Annotated in this window: 14 protein-coding genes, 3 tRNA genes and 1 pseudogene; 3 read left to right on the top strand and 15 right to left on the bottom strand. The window is 73.1% G+C overall.

The window, feature by feature from the left end; all coding sequences use genetic code 11:
* Positions 1–2: 2 nt before the first annotated feature.
* The 4 genes from ACQPYA_RS07445 to leuC all read right to left on the bottom strand — a co-directional run bounded on the left by ACQPYA_RS07445 (position 3) and on the right by leuC (position 5,041).
* The gene (locus ACQPYA_RS07445) at positions 3–2,024 is read right to left on the bottom strand and encodes an endonuclease/exonuclease/phosphatase family protein (RefSeq protein ID WP_433533407.1); all 2,022 of its coding nucleotides are present in this window, start codon (positions 2,022–2,024) and stop codon (positions 3–5) included.
* Positions 2,025–2,167: 143 nt separating this feature from the next.
* Positions 2,168–2,821 carry an HU family DNA-binding protein gene (locus ACQPYA_RS07440; RefSeq protein ID WP_433531904.1) on the bottom strand — a complete coding sequence of 218 codons (654 nt, stop codon included), beginning with the start codon at positions 2,819–2,821 and terminating at the stop codon, positions 2,168–2,170.
* Positions 2,822–2,993: 172 nt separating this feature from the next.
* Positions 2,994–3,581 (bottom strand): 3-isopropylmalate dehydratase small subunit, encoded by a 588-nt coding sequence (leuD, locus tag ACQPYA_RS07435; RefSeq protein WP_433531903.1) that lies wholly within the window; start codon positions 3,579–3,581, stop codon positions 2,994–2,996.
* A 14-nt stretch (positions 3,582–3,595) separates the two neighbouring features.
* Positions 3,596–5,041: a 3-isopropylmalate dehydratase large subunit gene (gene leuC, locus ACQPYA_RS07430; protein WP_433531902.1), complete on the bottom strand. Its 1,446-nt coding sequence runs from the start codon at positions 5,039–5,041 to the stop codon at positions 3,596–3,598.
* A 49-nt stretch (positions 5,042–5,090) separates the two neighbouring features.
* Between leuC and ACQPYA_RS07425 the strand changes: the two genes are divergently transcribed.
* Positions 5,091–5,777: an IclR family transcriptional regulator gene (locus ACQPYA_RS07425; protein WP_092373513.1), complete on the top strand. Its 687-nt coding sequence runs from the start codon at positions 5,091–5,093 to the stop codon at positions 5,775–5,777.
* 54 nt (positions 5,778–5,831) lie between these two features.
* On the opposite strand, the gene ACQPYA_RS07420 is transcribed toward ACQPYA_RS07425, so the two are convergent.
* From ACQPYA_RS07420 to ACQPYA_RS07405, 4 genes are all read right to left on the bottom strand, one after another.
* A tRNA-Glu gene (locus ACQPYA_RS07420) sits at positions 5,832–5,904 on the bottom strand.
* 255 nt (positions 5,905–6,159) lie between these two features.
* A tRNA-Glu gene (locus ACQPYA_RS07415) sits at positions 6,160–6,232 on the bottom strand.
* A gap of 138 nt (positions 6,233–6,370) precedes the next feature.
* Positions 6,371–6,442: transfer RNA gene (locus ACQPYA_RS07410), tRNA-Gln, on the bottom strand.
* A 106-nt stretch (positions 6,443–6,548) separates the two neighbouring features.
* On the bottom strand, positions 6,549–7,352 hold the full coding sequence (locus ACQPYA_RS07405; protein WP_433531901.1) for a fumarylacetoacetate hydrolase family protein: 804 nt from the start codon (positions 7,350–7,352) through the stop codon (positions 6,549–6,551).
* A 134-nt stretch (positions 7,353–7,486) separates the two neighbouring features.
* On the opposite strand from ACQPYA_RS07405, the pseudogene ACQPYA_RS07400 reads away from it, so the two are divergent.
* Both ACQPYA_RS07400 and ACQPYA_RS07395 read left to right on the top strand, forming a co-directional pair.
* A pseudogene (locus tag ACQPYA_RS07400) lies at positions 7,487–8,769 on the top strand (hypothetical protein).
* 33 nt (positions 8,770–8,802) lie between these two features.
* Positions 8,803–9,675 (top strand): 3-methyladenine DNA glycosylase, encoded by an 873-nt coding sequence (locus tag ACQPYA_RS07395; RefSeq protein WP_433531900.1) that lies wholly within the window; start codon positions 8,803–8,805, stop codon positions 9,673–9,675.
* A 93-nt stretch (positions 9,676–9,768) separates the two neighbouring features.
* Here ACQPYA_RS07395 and ACQPYA_RS07390 read toward each other — a convergent pair whose 3' ends face one another.
* From ACQPYA_RS07390 to ACQPYA_RS07360, 7 genes are all read right to left on the bottom strand, one after another.
* Positions 9,769–10,920 carry a cellulose binding domain-containing protein gene (locus tag ACQPYA_RS07390; RefSeq protein ID WP_433531899.1) on the bottom strand — a complete coding sequence of 384 codons (1,152 nt, stop codon included), beginning with the start codon at positions 10,918–10,920 and terminating at the stop codon, positions 9,769–9,771.
* Between the two features lie 196 nt (positions 10,921–11,116).
* Entirely contained in the window at positions 11,117–11,542 is a 426-nt protein-coding gene (gene arfB, locus ACQPYA_RS07385) for an alternative ribosome rescue aminoacyl-tRNA hydrolase ArfB (protein WP_433531898.1), read from the bottom strand.
* 78 nt (positions 11,543–11,620) lie between these two features.
* A complete protein-coding gene (locus ACQPYA_RS07380) occupies positions 11,621–11,917 on the bottom strand; it encodes a hypothetical protein (protein WP_433531897.1) in 297 nt (98 codons plus the stop codon).
* Positions 11,918–12,026: 109 nt separating this feature from the next.
* A complete protein-coding gene (locus ACQPYA_RS07375) occupies positions 12,027–12,890 on the bottom strand; it encodes a S1C family serine protease (RefSeq protein ID WP_433531896.1) in 864 nt (287 codons plus the stop codon).
* A gap of 29 nt (positions 12,891–12,919) precedes the next feature.
* Positions 12,920–13,879, bottom strand: a complete 960-nt coding sequence (locus ACQPYA_RS07370) for a VWA domain-containing protein (RefSeq protein WP_433531895.1) — start codon at positions 13,877–13,879, stop codon at positions 12,920–12,922.
* Positions 13,876–14,895: a DUF58 domain-containing protein gene (locus ACQPYA_RS07365; protein WP_433531894.1), complete on the bottom strand. Its 1,020-nt coding sequence runs from the start codon at positions 14,893–14,895 to the stop codon at positions 13,876–13,878. The genes ACQPYA_RS07370 and ACQPYA_RS07365 overlap by 4 nt, the downstream gene beginning before the upstream one ends.
* A complete protein-coding gene (locus ACQPYA_RS07360) occupies positions 14,895–15,944 on the bottom strand; it encodes an AAA family ATPase (protein WP_433531893.1) in 1,050 nt (349 codons plus the stop codon). Before ACQPYA_RS07360 ends, ACQPYA_RS07365 begins: the two co-directional genes overlap by 1 nt.
* Between the last annotated feature and the right edge of the window lie 18 nt (positions 15,945–15,962).

Here is a 15,962-nt window from a genome sequence, read left to right as displayed (position 1 = left end):
GCTCAGCCGGTGGGCAACGTGAGGGTGACGGCGACCGGCAGATGGTCGCTGGCGGTGCTGCGCACCGCGACGGGATCGGTGGCGACCAGGTCGGGCGAGACGAAGACGTGGTCGATCTGCTCCCGTGGGTCGTCGGCCGGGCTGGTGGGCAACGGACGCCCGGACGCCAACGCGTCGACCAGGCCGACGCCGGTGAGTGCGGTGAACGCCGGGTCGCCCGGCTCGGTGTTGAAGTCCCCGGCGACCACCAGCGGCAGGCCGTCGGCGTACCCGGTGGCGAACTCGGCCACGGCACGGGCCTGCACGACCGGGTCCTCGCCGGGCGGTGGTTGCAGATGGGTGCTCACCACGGCCAGCCGAACGCCGTCGCTGAAATCCACCGTGACGCCGAGCGCCTGCGCCCCGGTGGGTGCGCCCACCGCGGGCAGCGGGCGGGTCCGGGCCCGGTCCACCGGCCAACGGCTGAGCACCGCGTCGCCCCAGAGCGGGTCGGCTGCCGGCGCGAAGACGTAGGGCATCTCCAGCCGGGCGGCGAGCAGGTGCAGCGTGTCGTGGCCGCCGTTGAGCAGCCAGCCCCGGTCGACCTCGCTGAGCACCACCACGTCGGCCCGGCCGATCGCGCGGTCGAGGGCGGCCAGGTCGAGCCGGCCGTCGAGGCCGAAACCCATCCGGATGTTGTACGACACCATCCGGATCTGCTCCGGCGGCCCGTCCCGGTTGCTCGCCACCAGCCACGGCCCATGCACCCACGCGGCGGCGAGGGCGATCAGGGCGGCCAGCACCGCCACCGGTCCCGCGGGCAGCTCCGCGGCGGCCGGGGACGACCGCGCGACGGGCGGGCGGGATCGCGCCGACGGCGGCGCGGTGGGCGGCGGGGTCCGGAGACGACCGCCCAGCGCCACCACGCCTACCAGGACGGCCACCCCGACGGGCAGCCAGCCATTGGGGTAGCCGATGTCGTAGGCGGCGTAGTACAGCACCGCCACGACGGCGAAGACGAGCATCCCGCCGACCGCCGCGTACGCCCGGCCAGCCGCCGCCGGCTCGATGCCGCCGGCCACGGCCGGTGCAGCCTCGGCCGGTGCGACGTCAGCCGGCGCGACGGCCGGTGCGACGTCAGCCGGCGCGACGGCCGGTGCGACGTCAGCCGGCGCGGCGTCGGCCAGTGCCAGGCAGCCGCCCAGGCCCGCCGCGGTGAGCAGGATGGCGAAGACGAGCCACGGCGGCGGCCCGTACCCGAACAGCACCGCACCGGCCAGCAGCAGCACCGGCGGCAGGGGACGCCACCGTGGGTGGGGCGGGGTCAGCGCGCCGAACACGAACAGCGCCACCGCGGCCGCGAGGGGAGCCAGGGCGAACGCGGGCGGCGTGGCGGTGCCGGCGCGGCCGTACCAGAACGACATCGCGGTGCCCGCCACCGCCGGTGACAGTGCGACCATGCCACCCAGCAGCAGCACCGGCCCGGCAAGCAGCCAGGTCCGGCGTCCCGACAGCGGAGTGCCCGATCCGGGACGGCGCACGGGCGCGGCCACTCCGGCGAGCAGCAACGCCACCGGTACGACGCTGAGCGCCCACGCCTCCCAGCGCCCCCACCACACCAGGTCGTGCGTGCCGAGCAGGGCGTGACCCAACGCGCCGACGGCCAGCCCGAGCGTCAGCCCGGGCACCGGACGCTGCACCCGGGCCGCGGTGGCGGCCAGCCACACCAGGCCGGCCAACAGCCCGGCGGCGGCCAGCCAGAGCTGCGTCCGGCCGCCGGGCCCGGCGGTGAGCGCGAGCCGGCTGGCACCCAGCAGAACGGCCGCCGCGAGGCCGACGGGGCGGGCACCGACCCGCAGGATGAGCGCCGGTGCGGCGAGCGCGAGCACGAACCAGCCGAGCGCGAACGCCCCGAGCAGTTCGGCCGGCGTCGACGCGGCCTGGCCGAAGATGGTGATGACCGACGGCAGGAAGACCTGGAGGACATCCACCAGGACGACGACGCCCAGGGCCAGGGTGGCGGTACCAAGGTGACGGTGGCGCAGCACGGTACCTCTCTTCGCCGAGGGGCGGTGCGGCGATTCTGGATGCCGGACACCGCCCCGGTCAACGATTCGCCCCGCTGACGGCCTCCGAGCACGGCGAAGGCGCCCGCCGGGATGGCGGACGCCTTCGTGGTACGGCCGGCTCAGCGCCGGGTTGCCGCCTTCCTGGCCGGCGCCTTCTTCGCCGGGGCCTTCTTCGCCGTCGCGGTCTTGGCCGCGGCGGTCTTCTTTGCCGCAGCGGTCGTCTTGGCCGCGGTGGTCCTTGTCGCGGTCTTCTTCGCCGGGGCGGCCTTCGTGGTGGTCTTCTTCGCCGCCGCGGTCTTGGTCGCGGTGGTCTTCTTGGCCGCTGCGGTCTTGGTCGCGGTGGTCTTCTTCGCCGCCGTGGCCTTCGCCGCCGCCGTGGTCTTCGCCGCCGCCGTGGTCTTCTTCGCGGTGGTCGCCTTGGCGCCGGCCGCCTTCGTACCGGTGGCCTTGGCGGCGGACGCGGCGATCTTCTTCGCCGCCGCCGTCGCCTTCGGCACCTTGCCGCTGGCCACCATCTCCTTGAACCCGGCGCCGGGGCGGAAGGTCGGCACCGATGTCTTCTTGACCTTCACCGCCTCGCCCGTACGCGGGTTGCGGGCTGTTCGGGCGCCCCGGACGCGTTTCTCGAACGCTCCGAAACCGGTGATCGCCACCTTCTCGCCCTTGGTAACCGACGCCTGGACCTCAGCGAGGACCGCGTCGAGCGCGGCCGTCGCCGTCTTCCGGTCCCCCAGGCGAACGGCGAGCGCTTCGATAAGCTCGGCCTTGTTCACGACTTCCTCCTGATTGTGCAACTGACTCGACGCGAGCCATTCTGCGCGCACGGTATGCCCTGTGCTGCCGGGACACAAACATTCGGTGGAAAAAAGCCCTTGTGTCGTAACGGATTCGCCCCCACCGGTGGCACCGGTGGGGGCGAAATCGGCTGGAGACCGCGGCGAACGGCTAGGCGACCCGGGGCAGGAAGGGCGGGCGGGCGGCCTCGAAGGCACCGATCTGCGCCTCGTGCCGGAGGGTGAGTCCAATGTCGTCCAAGCCCTCCATCAGCCGCCAACGGCTGAAGTCGTCCAGCGGGAACGACCAGGTGGAGCCGCCGGCCTGGACCTGGCGGGCGGCCAGGTCGACGGTGATCCCGGCGGTCGGGTCGGCCTCGACCAGACCCCAGATCTGCTCGACGGCTTTCAATTCCAGCTCGACCGGGAGCAGACCTTCCTTGAGCGCGTTGCCCCGGAAGATGTCACCGAAGCGGGGTGAGATCACCACACGGAAGCCGTAGTCGCGCAGCGCCCACACGGCGTGCTCCCGGGACGATCCGGTGCCGAACTCCGGCCCGGCCACAAGAATCGACGCACCCGCATATGATTGATCATTGAGTACGAATCCCGGGTCCTCCCGCCATGCGCTGAACAACCCGTCGGCAAAACCGGTACGGGTCACCCGCTTGAGGTACACGGCCGGGATGATCTGATCGGTGTCCACGTCGGACCGACGCAGCGGCACGGCGGTGCCGGTGTGCACGGTGAACTTGTCCATCTGTCGCAGCCCTTCTACAGGTCGGCGGGGGCGGCCAGCCGGCCGGTCACGGCGGTGGCGGCGGCGACCGGCGGGCTCACCAGGTGGGTACGCCCACCCCGGCCCTGGCGGCCCTCGAAGTTGCGGTTGGAGGTCGAGGCGGAGCGCTGCCCCGGAGAGAGCGTGTCCGGGTTCATGCCCAGACACATGGAGCAGCCGGCGAACCGCCACTCGGCCCCGGCATCGGTGAAGACCTTGTCCAGCCCCTCGGCCTCGGCGGCCTCCCGGACGGCGGCGGAGCCGGGCACCACCAGCATCCGTACGCCGTCGGCGACCCGGTGGCCGCGCAGCACGTCGGCGGCGGACCGCAGGTCCTCCAGCCGGCCGTTGGTGCAGGAGCCGACGAAGACCACGTCGACCGGGAGGTCGCGCAGTGGCGTACCCGGGCGCAGGTCCATGTACGCCAGCGCGCGGCGGGCGGCGGCGCGCTCCGGCTCGGTGCCGAAGTCGTCCGGGTCCGGCACCACGGCGCCCAGCGGCGCGCCCTGGCCGGGGTTGGTGCCCCAGGTGACGAACGGCGCGATCTCGGCGGCGTCCAGGATCACCTCGGCGTCGAAGCTCGCGCCCTCGTCGGTGGGCAGCGTCCGCCAGTAGGCCACCGCCGCGTCCCAGTCCGCGCCGGCCGGCGCGTTCGGCCGCCCCTTCAGGTACGCGAAGGTGGTCTCGTCCGGCGCGATCATGCCGGCCTTGGCGCCCCACTCGATGGACATGTTGGCGATGGTCATCCGCCCCTCCATGGAGAGCGCCCGGATCGCCTCGCCGCGGTACTCCACGATGTGCCCGCGCCCGCCGCCGGTGCCGACCTTGGCGATCAGCGCGAGCACCAGGTCCTTCGCGGTGACGCCGGGGCCGAGTTGGCCGTTGACGGTGACCGCCATCGTCTTCGGCCGGGCTTGCGGCAGCGTCTGGGTGGCCAGCACGTGCTCGACCTCGCTGGTGCCGATGCCGAACGCCAGGGCACCGAACGCGCCGTGGGTGGCGGTGTGCGAGTCGCCGCAGACTATCGTCATGCCGGGCTGGGTGAGGCCGAGCTGCGGGCCGATGACGTGCACGATCCCCTGGTTCTCGTCGCCCAGCGGGTGCAGCTTCACACCGAACTCGGCGCAGTTGCGCCGCAACGTCTCGATCTGGGTCCGCGAGGTGGGATCGGCGATGGTGAGCAGATCGCCACGGCGCAGCTGGAACGCGGGGTCGGCGTACCCGGTCGGGGTGTTGTGGTCCTCGGTCGCGAGCGTGAGGTCGGTACGACGCACCCGGCGGCCGGCGAGCCGCAGCCCGTCGAACGCCTGCGGGCTGGTCACCTCGTGCAGCAGGTGCAGGTCGATGAAGAGCAGATCGGGCTCACCATCGGCGGACCGGACGACGTGCGCGTCCCAGACCTTCTCGGCCAGGGTCCTCGGCTCAGGAGTGACTCCCACCATCTGGACATCCTAAATTCTGGGAGGTAAGTTTCGGCTTGTGGGACACAGTATGAGCGGTGTCGGCGTTCTCGACAAGGCGGTGGTCATCCTGGCCGCCTGTGTCGACGGCGCCAGCCTGGCCGAACTCGTTGAACGCACCAAGCTGCCCCGGGCCACCGCGCACCGGCTGGCGCAGGCGCTGGAGATTCACCGGATGCTCGTCCGGGACACCCAGGGCCGCTGGCGTCCCGGTCCACGGCTGGGCGAGTTGGCCAACGCCGCGCCGGACGTGCTGCTGACGGCGGCCGAGCCGCTGCTGGCCGCGTTGCGCGACGCCACCGGCGAGAGCGCCCAGCTCTACCTGCGCCGGGCGGACGAGCGGATCTGCGTGGCCGCCGCCGAACGGGCCAGTGGCCTGCGGGACACCGTCCCGGTGGGCTCGGTGCTGCCGATGATCGCCGGATCGGCGGCGCAGATACTGCTCGCCTGGGAGCCGCCCGAGGCGGTGATGCCGCTGCTGCCCCGCTCCAAGTTCACCGGCCGCACCCTCGCCGAGGTACGCCGCCGCGGCTGGGCGCAGAGCGTCGCCGAGCGCGAGGCCGGTGTGGCCAGCGTCTCCGCCCCCATCCGCGACCGCACCGGCCGCGTGATCGCCGCGATCAGCATCTCCGGTCCCATCGAACGCCTGGGCCGCCGCCCCGGCGAACGCCACGCCATGGCCGTGGTCCGAGCCGGCCAGCGCCTCTCCGGCCTCTAGACCCTGTGGGGATGCGGAACGGCCCGTCCCGGGAGGGGACGGGCCGTGTATCTGTAGCCCCGACCGGATTCGAACCGGCGCTACCGCCTTGAGAGGGCGGCGTCCTGGGCCACTAGACGACGGGGCCAGGCACTTTCTGGTTCACCACCCCGCACGGGGCGGTGCGGCAGTAGTCTAGCGGCGTCCTTCGGCTCGGCCGTAGCTGGGGTCGGCGGGGCCGCGTGCCCCCAGGCCGCGACGGGGTTCACCCGATCAGGTGACGCGGCACCGGGGCGGCTGGAGGGCGAGCCGGCAGGCGGGACAGCACGCACGCGGGAAGTGAAGAGTCAGCCACAACACGAAACGGCCCGCCCACCGAAGCGGAACGAGCCGTCCGAACTTGTAGCCCCGACCGGATTCGAACCGGCGCTACCGCCTTGAGAGGGCGGCGTCCTGGGCCGCTAGACGACGGGGCCAGAACACACACTTGCGGCACCACCCTGCGGTGGTGCCGCCGAACTCTACCAGAACTCGTGACCGAAAACCCTTGCGGTGCATCGGTGCTGAACCCCACCAGAATCCAGCGACCTCGATTCTGCTGAATCTCGGCTGCGCTGGGGTACCAGGACTCGAACCTAGACTAACTGAACCAGAATCAGTCGGGCTGCCAATTACCCCATACCCCATTGGCCCCTTGCGGCGCCGGGATCAAACTCTACCCTCCCGGCACCTAGAGGCCAAATCGAGTTCCGGAAACCGCCCTGAGCAGCGGAAACAGGGACTCTGCCCGGATCAGGACGCAGAGACGACCGGGTTGGTCAACTCGCCGACGCCCTCGATCCGGACGGTCACCGTATCCCCCTCCGTGAGCGGGCTAACCCCCGCCGGCGTACCGGTCAGCACCACGTCGCCGGGCAACAACGTCATCACATGCGAGACGTACGACACCAGAGCCGGCACGTCGAAGACCATGTCCCGGGTCCGGCCGAGCTGACGGACCTCCATCTCCTCCGGGTCGCGCCCCACCTCGCAGCGGATCTCCAGATCGGTGACGTCGAGGCCGGTGGTGATCCAGGGCCCGATCGGGCAGAAGGAGTCGAACCCCTTGGCCCGGGTCCACTGGCCGTCGGAGCGCTGGAGATCCCGGGCGGTGACGTCGTTGGCGCAGGTGTAGCCGAAGATGGCCCGCTCCGCCGCGGCCCGGTCCGCCCGGCGCGCACCCGGCGCGCCGATCACCACCGCCAGCTCCGCCTCGTGCTCGACCTGCTTGCTGAACTCCGGTAGCCGGATCGCGTCCCGCGGACCGATGACGGAGGTGGAGGGTTTGAGGAACAGCAGCGGCTCCTTCGGCACCTCGCTGCCGTGCTCGGCGGCGTGCTCGGCGTAGTTGCGGCCGACACAGACCACCTTGCTGGGCAGGATCGGCGAGAGCAGCCGGACGTCGGACAGCGCCCACCGGACACCGCTGAACGTGATCTGACCGAACGGGTGGCCGGAGATCTCGGCGATGGTGAGCCCCTGCGGGCCCGCCTCCGGCTCCCCCTCGACGACCCCGAACGACATTCCCTTGGCATGAGCGAAACGAGCGATACGCACCAGGCCAATCTAGTCCGGGCCGCAGCCCGGGTGGGGCAGCCTACCTGCGGCGGTCGCCCGCGGTGCCGGATTCACCGCTTCGTACCCGCTCGACGCGACCCCGCACCTAGCGTCGGCTGCGGAGGTTCGTTCGCATGCCTGCATCGACACGACACCACAGGACCCTCGCGGCGATCGTGCACTGCGTCGGTTTCCTCACCGCCCTGCCGCTGCTGCCGGCGGCCACCACCGCGGACGTCGCGGCGGCCGGACCGCCCCGGGCGGCGGCGTCACCCGAGCCCACCATGCCCTCCGCGCCGCCGGCGGTGCCCACACCGACGCGGGTCGTCGCGCCGGCCGCGAAGCCGAAGGTCAGCGTGGCGGTCGCGCCGCAGAACACCACCGAGCCCGGGTACCGCATCGAGGTCCGCAACGCGGACAACACCCCGGTGGACACCACGGTGCGCCAGGAGTTGCCCCAGGGTGTCTCGGCGACCGCGATCAGCAACGGCGGCCGGGAGGTGCGTCCCGGTGGCTCGACGGCGACCGAGGTGACCTGGCGGCTGAAGCTGCCCCCGCGCAGCACCACCACGCTGGGGACCACCCTCAGCACCGCCGCCGCGCAGCAACCGCTGACCGCGCCGGCCTGCGCGTTCGCCAGCGACGGCCGGCAGCCGTACGACTGCGCGACCGCCACCTGGACGGACCCGCAGGCCGTGGCGGCGCAGCCGCAGGAGGCGACGGGATGGCGTCGCCAGGCACCCGCGCTGCTGGCCGGCGCGGTCGCGCTGCTGACGCTCGGCGTCGTCGCCATCGTCGCCTGGCGGCGTAACCGGCGGCCGGTCGCCGCCGCGCTGGCCTCGGCGGGGCCGGGCACGGTCTATCCCCGCCCGGCCACCCCCGCCCACCGAGCCGCCGGCGTACCCCGCCGATCTGGCTGATCGTGCCGGTGGCCGCGACGGTGCTGGCGGCCACGGTCGGCGCGGCGGCGTGGTCCGCCACCCGGCGGGTCGCCGCGATCGACACCGACAGCCAACCGACCAGTGGCGCGTGGAAGGGCACCGGGGTGGCCGGCGGGCTCGGCGTGCCGCTGCGCGAGGACGCGTTCGAGTTCACCGTCTACCGGATGATCTGCGACCCGGGCCAGGCCGCGCGGCAGTGCCAGGCGACCGTCGGGGTCCGGAACCTCACACCGGAGCATCAGAGCTGGCACGGCAAGCTGCAACGGGCGTACCTGACGAACGGCAACTGGGTCACCACCGACGAGCCGGCGACCCGACGGGCCAACCAGGGGCGGGACGTCTTCGCCGAGCCGATGGCGGCCAACAGCCGGTTGGTGCTGCCGCTGGTCTTCACGGTCCAGGGCCGCGACGCGCCGCAGTTGCTGGAGCTGCGCAGCGGGGTCTTCTCCGCCGGGGTCCGGGTCGGCGTGCCCTGACCGGCGGGTGGGCGGCGGTCGTACCCTTGGGCGGTGACCGCCAGCGCCCTCGCCCCGGCCGTGCTCGACGCGGCCGCCTGGCGGGCCCGCCGCCGGGCCCACGAGGAGCGGGTGGACGCCTGGCTCACCCCCCACCTGGCTCGTCGCCGACGCGGCGAGAAGCACCCGGTGGAGGACTTCCTCTTCACCTACTACTCGCACCGGCCGGCGCAGCTGCGGCGGTGGCATCCGGGCGCGGGGGTGGTGTTGCGGGAGGCCGATCCCGCCGACTTCGGCCCGGACTACCACGCCCTCCCCGCCGGGGTCGCCCTCGACACCGACGCGGTACGCGCCCGGCGCGCCGACTCGCTGCGGTGGATCACGGCCCTGCTGGCCGCGACCGCGGGACGACCGCCGCACCTGGGCTGCTTCGGGATGCACGAGTGGGCGATGGTCTACCGGCAGAGCCAGCAGGAGGTCCGGCACAACGCCTGGCCGCTGCGCCTGTCCCCGGAGCGCACCGCCGAGGTCGTCGAGGAGCGCGGCGTACGGTGCAGCCACTTCGACGCGTACCGCTTCTTCACCGCGCCGGCCCGGCCGCTCAACGTGCTGCGTCCGACCCGGGAGACGCAGCACGCCCAGGAGCAGCCGGGCTGCCTGCACGCCAACATGGATCTCTACAAGTGGTCGTACAAGCTCTCTCCGCTGGTGCCGTCCGAGTTGGTCGCCGACTGCTTCGCCCTGGCGCGGGAGATCCGCACGCTGGACATGCGCGCGTCGCCGTACGACCTGGCCGAGTTGGGCTGCCCGCCAATCCGGGTGGAGACCGTCGACGGTCGGCACGAGTACGTCCAGGCGCAGCGGGAGTTCGCCGAGCGGGCCGCCGCCCTGCGGGCCCGCCTGCTGGCCGCGATCCCCGTGCCCTGAGCCACCAACGCCCGCCTGAGCCACCGGTGCGGCCCGAGCCGCGAGCCGGTCCGGATCGCGGGGCCGGGGCCGTGCCGGCCCCGGCCCCGACCGTCAGGACCGTACGCAGCTCACGGCCGGAGCGGTGTTGGTGGCACCGGCGGTACCGAGGAAGCCGAAGGTGGTCTGGGCACCCGGCGCCAGGGCACCGTTCCAACTTGCGTTACGTGCTGTAACCGTCGACCCGCTCTGGGTCACCTCGGCGCTCCACGCCTGGGTGATCGTTTGACCGTCGGCAAAGTCGATCCGGACCACCCAGCCGGCGATCGAGGTGGTCCCGGAGTTACGGACAGTCACTTCTGCCTGGAACCCGCCCTGCCACTGACCGACCACCCGGTAGCTCGCCGCACAGCCGGCCGACGTCGGGGTGGGCGTGGGCGTGGCCGTCGGGGTGGGCGTGGCGGTGGGGGTCGGCGTCGGGGTCGGCGTCGGGGTCGGGCCGCCGGTCAGGGCGGCGGTCAGCGCCGGGTACCACCGGTCGGAGATCTTCCGGTCGCCGGCCGCGTTGGGATGCACCCCGTCGTAGGTGTCGGCGGCCGTGCTGAAGCCGGTCCACTGGTCCACCACGACGATCGGGGACTGCGCGGTGGTCTTGCCCGCCGCCCAGCCGTCGATGGCGCCGTTGAGGGCCACGACCCGCTGACCGCATTCGGCGCAGCTGCTCGGCGCCATCGGGATGATCTTCGCGACCAGGACGCGCATCGCGGGGTTGCTGGCCCGCATCTGGTCGACCAGCCTGCCGTACGCCGCCAGGATCGTGGCCGGGGCGATGTTGCTCCACACGTCGTTGGTCCCGAAGTGCATGAGCACGACGTCGGGCCGGGTCGCCGACAGCCAGCCCGGCAGCAGGTTCTGGTTGGCCACGTTGGTGACCAGGGCGCCGCCGTGGCCCTCGTTGTCGCCGTCGTACGGCTGGCCGCACCCCTGCGGGCCGAGGGTGCCGACGAAGTCGACGGCGGTGTACCCGGCCGACTGGAGGCGGTTCCAGAGCAGGGCGCGCCAGCAACCCGGGGATCCGGTGATCGAGTCGCCGAGCGGCATGACCCGTACCGGGTCGGCCAGCGGGGCCGGCGCGGCGACGGACAACGGCTGGGCCGACACCGCGGAGTTGGCGGGCGGGGCGGGCAGCGCCGACCACGCGGTGGCGGCGAGGACGACGGCCAGGAACGCGGCCGCGGGGGCGGTGAGCAGAGGCCTTCGGAGCATGATGAGGGAACTCCTGTCACGTGTCGTGGATGCGATGTGACGGCCCGGTTGCTCCCGCACGCATTCAACCAAACCAAGCGACAGGCATCAATAAACTCGTTCCCGCCGCCCGCCCGCGTCGATCAAGAGGTTTACGTCAGAACCGGCCGAGATCTGGAGGCAACCTCTTGATCACCTGACGGGCGGGGGCGCGGGGTCAGTCGCTGTCGGCGCGGCGGTCGCGCTTGCGTTGGGACCGGCGCTTCTTCTCGGCCAGCCGGCGCTCCTTGGCGGCGCGTGAGGGGCGGGTGGGGCGGCGCGGCGGGGGCGGCGGGGCGACCGCCTCGCGCAGCAGCGCGGCCAGCCGCTCCCGGGCCGCCTCCCGGTTGGCCAACTGGGCCCGGTGCTCGCTCGCGGCAATGGTCAGCACGCCGTCGACCAGCCGGCCGGCGAGCCGGTCCAGCGCCCGGACGCGCAACGGCTCCGGGACGGTCGGCGAGTTGGCCAGGTCGAAGCTCAGCTCGACTCGGGAATCGGTGGTGTTGACGCCCTGCCCACCCGGCCCGGACGACCGGGAGAACCGCTCCCGCAGCTCGGCGGCGGGCACGACCCACCGGTCGGTCACCCGCATTCCGTCGTCCACGCCCTGAGGCTAGCGTGCCAGCCCCGCCCGCCAGCCTGGCCGGCCGGCACTGCCGACCGGCCAGCACTGCCGGCCGGTCTAGCGTGCCGGCCTCTCGTCGGGCGTGCTGCTCGGGTTCGGCGCCGCGGGGGCCGGTTCGTCGCCTCCACCGGCGGCGGCGTAGGCGACCGCCCCGATCAGCAGCAGGGCGATCACCCCGATCTTCGTGGTGACCACCTTGATCAGCAGCCACGCGGCGCTCCGGGCGCCGGGCACGGTCTTCTTCGCGGCCTGGTAGTCGTTCCAGCCGCGCCGGGCGCGGGCGTACGACGACCCGACGCCACTTCCGATGATGAGCCCCACCAACAGGAGGGCCGCGATGAGAGGACGCTCCACCCACGCCAGTATCCATACTCAGCGTAATATTTCCATTTCCCGATCATCGCTCGCCGGAAATCCGACAGTTTACTCATCTCTCCGCAATCAGACAGTGACTCTCCGTGCATCAACCGCCCTTGCCGATGATCGTGTCGGCGGTCTGCTGCACCTGCTCGATCGGGATGGCGAATCCGATGCCGATCGAACCGTTGCCGTCGATCGTGGCGATCGCGGTGTTCACCCCGACCACCTCACCCCGCGCGTTGACCAGTGGCCCGCCGGAGTTGCCCGGATTGATCGAGGCGTCGGTCTGCACCGCCCGGTGCCGGTTGTCGCCGAGCCGCACCTGACGGTCGAGCGCGCTGACGATGCCGGCGGTGACCGTGCCGGAGAGCCCCAGCGGTGACCCGACCGCCAGCACCGGCTCGCCGACCCGGGTCGACCCCGGCTTGGCCAGCGGCAGCGGCGCCAACCCGGCCGACGGCGGCACCTTCAGCACCGCGAGATCGCTGCCCGGCTCCCGGCCGACCACCTCCGCGGCGTACCGCCGGCCGTCCGGCAACTCCACCGTCACCGGGCCGCCCCGCCCCTTGGCCAGGATGTGGTCGTTGGTGATGATGTGCTGCTCGGAGTCCACGGCGAAGCCGGAACCGTTCGCCGACTGCCCACCGGCCCCGCCGACCAGCACCGACACCACCCCGGGCACGGTCTTCTCGGCGGCGGTGACCAGTTCGGCCGGCACCGGTGCGGCCGACGCCGCAGCCGGTCCCGGGCCACCGTCGCGGCTGGCCACCCAGCCGCCGGCCAGCGCCCCCGAGCCGGTGGAGAGCGCCAGCACCGCCAGCCCCGCCAGCAGTCGCCGGCGCCAGCTCCACGCCGCCCGGTCCCGCGCCCCCGCGGCTCCGTCCGGCCGTCCCCGCCCGTCCGGGTCGAGGTCCGGCGAGACGAACCAGGGGCCCCGCGGTTCACCCAGTCCGGTCTGCACTGCCATACGAACGCTCCTCACGTGTCTGGCCGGCATCAGGGCAGGCGGGAGAACCACCGCATCGAGCCGAACGCCGCACCCATCGCGAACACCAGCCCGAGCCCGATGAATCGGGCCGAGACGTCCTGCCGCATCGTCCGCCAGCCCACCGAGCTGCCGATGTCCTCGTAGACGGCACGCAACTCGTCGCTCGTACCGGCCTGGTGGAAGCCACCCCCGGTCTCCTCGGCGACGGCCTGCAACGTCTCTCCGTCCACCGGCACCTGGATCGGCCGCCCGCCCCGGTCGACGAAGCCGCTCGGCGTACCGAACGAGATCGTGTGCACCGGCACCTCGACGGCGACGGCCGCGGCGGCGGCCTCCATCGGGTCCATGCCCGAGGTGTTCGCCCCGTCGGAGAGCAGGATGATCCGGGCCGGTGGCGGCTGGGTGGCGGCCTTCTCGTCCAACGCCTGCACCGCCCCCAGCGACGTGCTGATGGCTTCGCCGATCGCGGTGCCCTGCACGCCGGTCACCCCCTCGGCGAGGCGTTCGATACCGTCGTGCAGCGCCTCCCGGTCGGTGCTCGGCGGCACCAGCACGGCGGCGCTGCCGGCGAAGGCCACCAGCCCGACGTTGAACTCCCCGGGCAGGCCGTCGACGAACCGCCGGGCGGCCTTCTTGGCCGCGCTGAGCCGATCCGGCTCCACGTCGGTGGCGAGCATCGAGGTGGAGACGTCCACCGCCACCATCACGGTGGCACGTTCCCGGGGCACCCGGACCTCGGCGGTGGGCCGGGCGAAGCCGACGACGAGCAGCGCCAGCATGGCCAGGAAGAGACCGGCCGGCAGGTGGCGACGCCAGGTCGGGCGCTGCGGCGCCACCCGGTCGAGCAACCGCAGGTTGGTGAACCGGACGGCGTACCGGCTGCGGCGCCGCTGCGCCACCAGGTAGGCCGCCGCCAGGGCGAGCACCCCGAGCAGCAGCCAGAGCCGGACGGGCGACTGCCAGATCACGCGGCACCTCCGCGTTGCCGTCCGGCGGCCGGTGCGGTGGCCAGGCGGCGCTGCGCATGCACGTGCCGCACGATGTCGGCGGCCCAGTCCCGGTCGGTGCGCAGCGCCAGGTGGCTCGCACCGGACCGGCGCACGGCCTGCCGGACCTGGTCGCGCTGGGCGGCGGCGGCCGCCGCGTACCGCTCGCGCAGGCGTTGGTCGCCGGTCCAGATCTCGCGGCGCTCGCCGGTCTCCGGATCGGCGAGGGTGATCAGGCCCACGTCCGGCAGTTCCAGCTCGCGCGGGTCGGTGACCTCGACCGCGAGCACCTGGTGCCGCACGGCGAGCCGGCGCAGCGGGCGCTCCCAGGCGGCCGGTCGGCGGGGGTCGTCGGGCAGTCCGTCGAGGAAGTCCGAGACCACCACCACCAGGCCACGCCGGTTGGCCACCCGGTGCACCGCCGCCAACGCGTCGGACAGCTCGGCCGGGTCGGGCATCGGCGCGGCGTCCACGTCGTGGCCACCCACCCGGGGCGCGGCCAGCAACGCGCGCAACAACCCGATCAGATGGGTACGCCCACCGCGCGCCGGCACCCGGTGCAGGCCGTACGGGGTGAGCACCTGCGCGCCGAGCCGGTTGCCCGCCCCGGCGGTGAGGAAGCCGATGGTGGCGACCGCGGCCACGGCCAGTTCCCGCTTGTCCAGCTCGGCGGTGCCGTACTCCATGCTCGGGCTGGCGTCGACCAGCACCCAGGTGGTCAGCTCCCGGTCGGCGTCCACCTCCCGGATGTGTGGGACGGTGGTGCGGGCCGTCACCGCCCAGTCCATCCGGCGCACCTCGTCCTCACCGGGCCGGTACTCCCGGCTGCCCGCGGGTTCGCTGCCGGGTCCGGGCAGCAGGCCGCGCCGCTCGCCGTGCAGCAGCCCGTCGAGTCGCCGGGTGACGGTGAGTTCCAGCCGGCGCAGTCGCTGGTCGGGGGTGAGGTCGGTCAACCCCGGATCCGCCGGTACGGGCACCGGGGCGGGTCGGCGTCCCATCAGGCGACTGCCAGGTCGGCCGCGTACTCCGGTTGCTCGGCGGCCACCCGGGGCGGCGGGACCACGTCGACCAGCCGGCGCACCACCGACTCGGCGGTCACCCCGTCGGCGACCGCGTCGAAGGAGAGCACCAGCCGGTGCGCCAACACGTCCACCGCCAGTTCCCGGACGTCGTCGGGCAGGACGTACTCCCGGCCGCGGAGCAGGGCCTGGGCGCGGGCGGCGGCGACCAGGCCGAGGGTGGCGCGCGGGCTGGCGCCGTAGGCGAGCAGCGGGGCGATCTCCGGCAGCCCGAACCGGCCCGGATCGCGGGTGGCGAGGATGAGCCGGACCACGTACTCGGCGATGGCGTGGTGCACGAAGACCCGGGTGGCGCGGAGTTGGAGCTCGCGCAGTCGCTCCGGGTCGAGTACCCGGTGGGCGCTCGGGCGGTCGGCGCTCATCCGGTAGAGGATGGCCAGTTCGTCGGCGCCGTCGGGGTAGTCCACGAGGACCTTCATCAGGAAGCGGTCCCGCTGCGCCTCGGGCAGCTGGTAGACCCCCTCCGACTCGATCGGGTTCTGGGTGGCCAGCACGAGGAACGGTTCCGGCACTTGGTAGCTGCGCCCGCCGATGGAGACCTGGCGCTCGGCCATCGCCTCCAGCAGCGCCGACTGCACCTTCGCGGGCGCCCGGTTGATCTCGTCCGCGAGCACCAGGTTCGCCATGATCGGGCCCAGCTCGACGTCGAAGCTCTCCTGCGAGGCCCGGTAGATGCGGGTGCCGACGATGTCGGAGGGGACCAGGTCGGGCGTGAACTGGATCCGGGAGAAGGTGCCGCCGACGACCCTGGCGAGGGTCTGCGCAGCGAGCGTCTTGGCCACCCCGGGCACGCCCTCCAGCAGGCAGTGCCCGTCGGCGACCAGCGCGGTGAACAGGCGTTCGACGAGCCGGTCCTGCCCGACGATCACACGTTTGACCTCGAAGAGCGTCTGTTCCAGCTGCGCCGCCGTCGGGTCGGGATCGGCCGGGCTGGGCACGCTGGCCATGGTGTCCGAGATGTCCGTCACGGTGCTTGCTTCCCGAGG

Origin of the sequence: Micromonospora sp. CA-263727, from assembly GCF_050942455.1 — a bacterium.
In the GTDB taxonomy this organism is placed as follows: domain Bacteria; phylum Actinomycetota; class Actinomycetes; order Mycobacteriales; family Micromonosporaceae; genus Micromonospora.
Note: the sequence above shows the minus strand (reverse complement) of the source record. Positions and strands in the feature narration are given on the sequence as shown.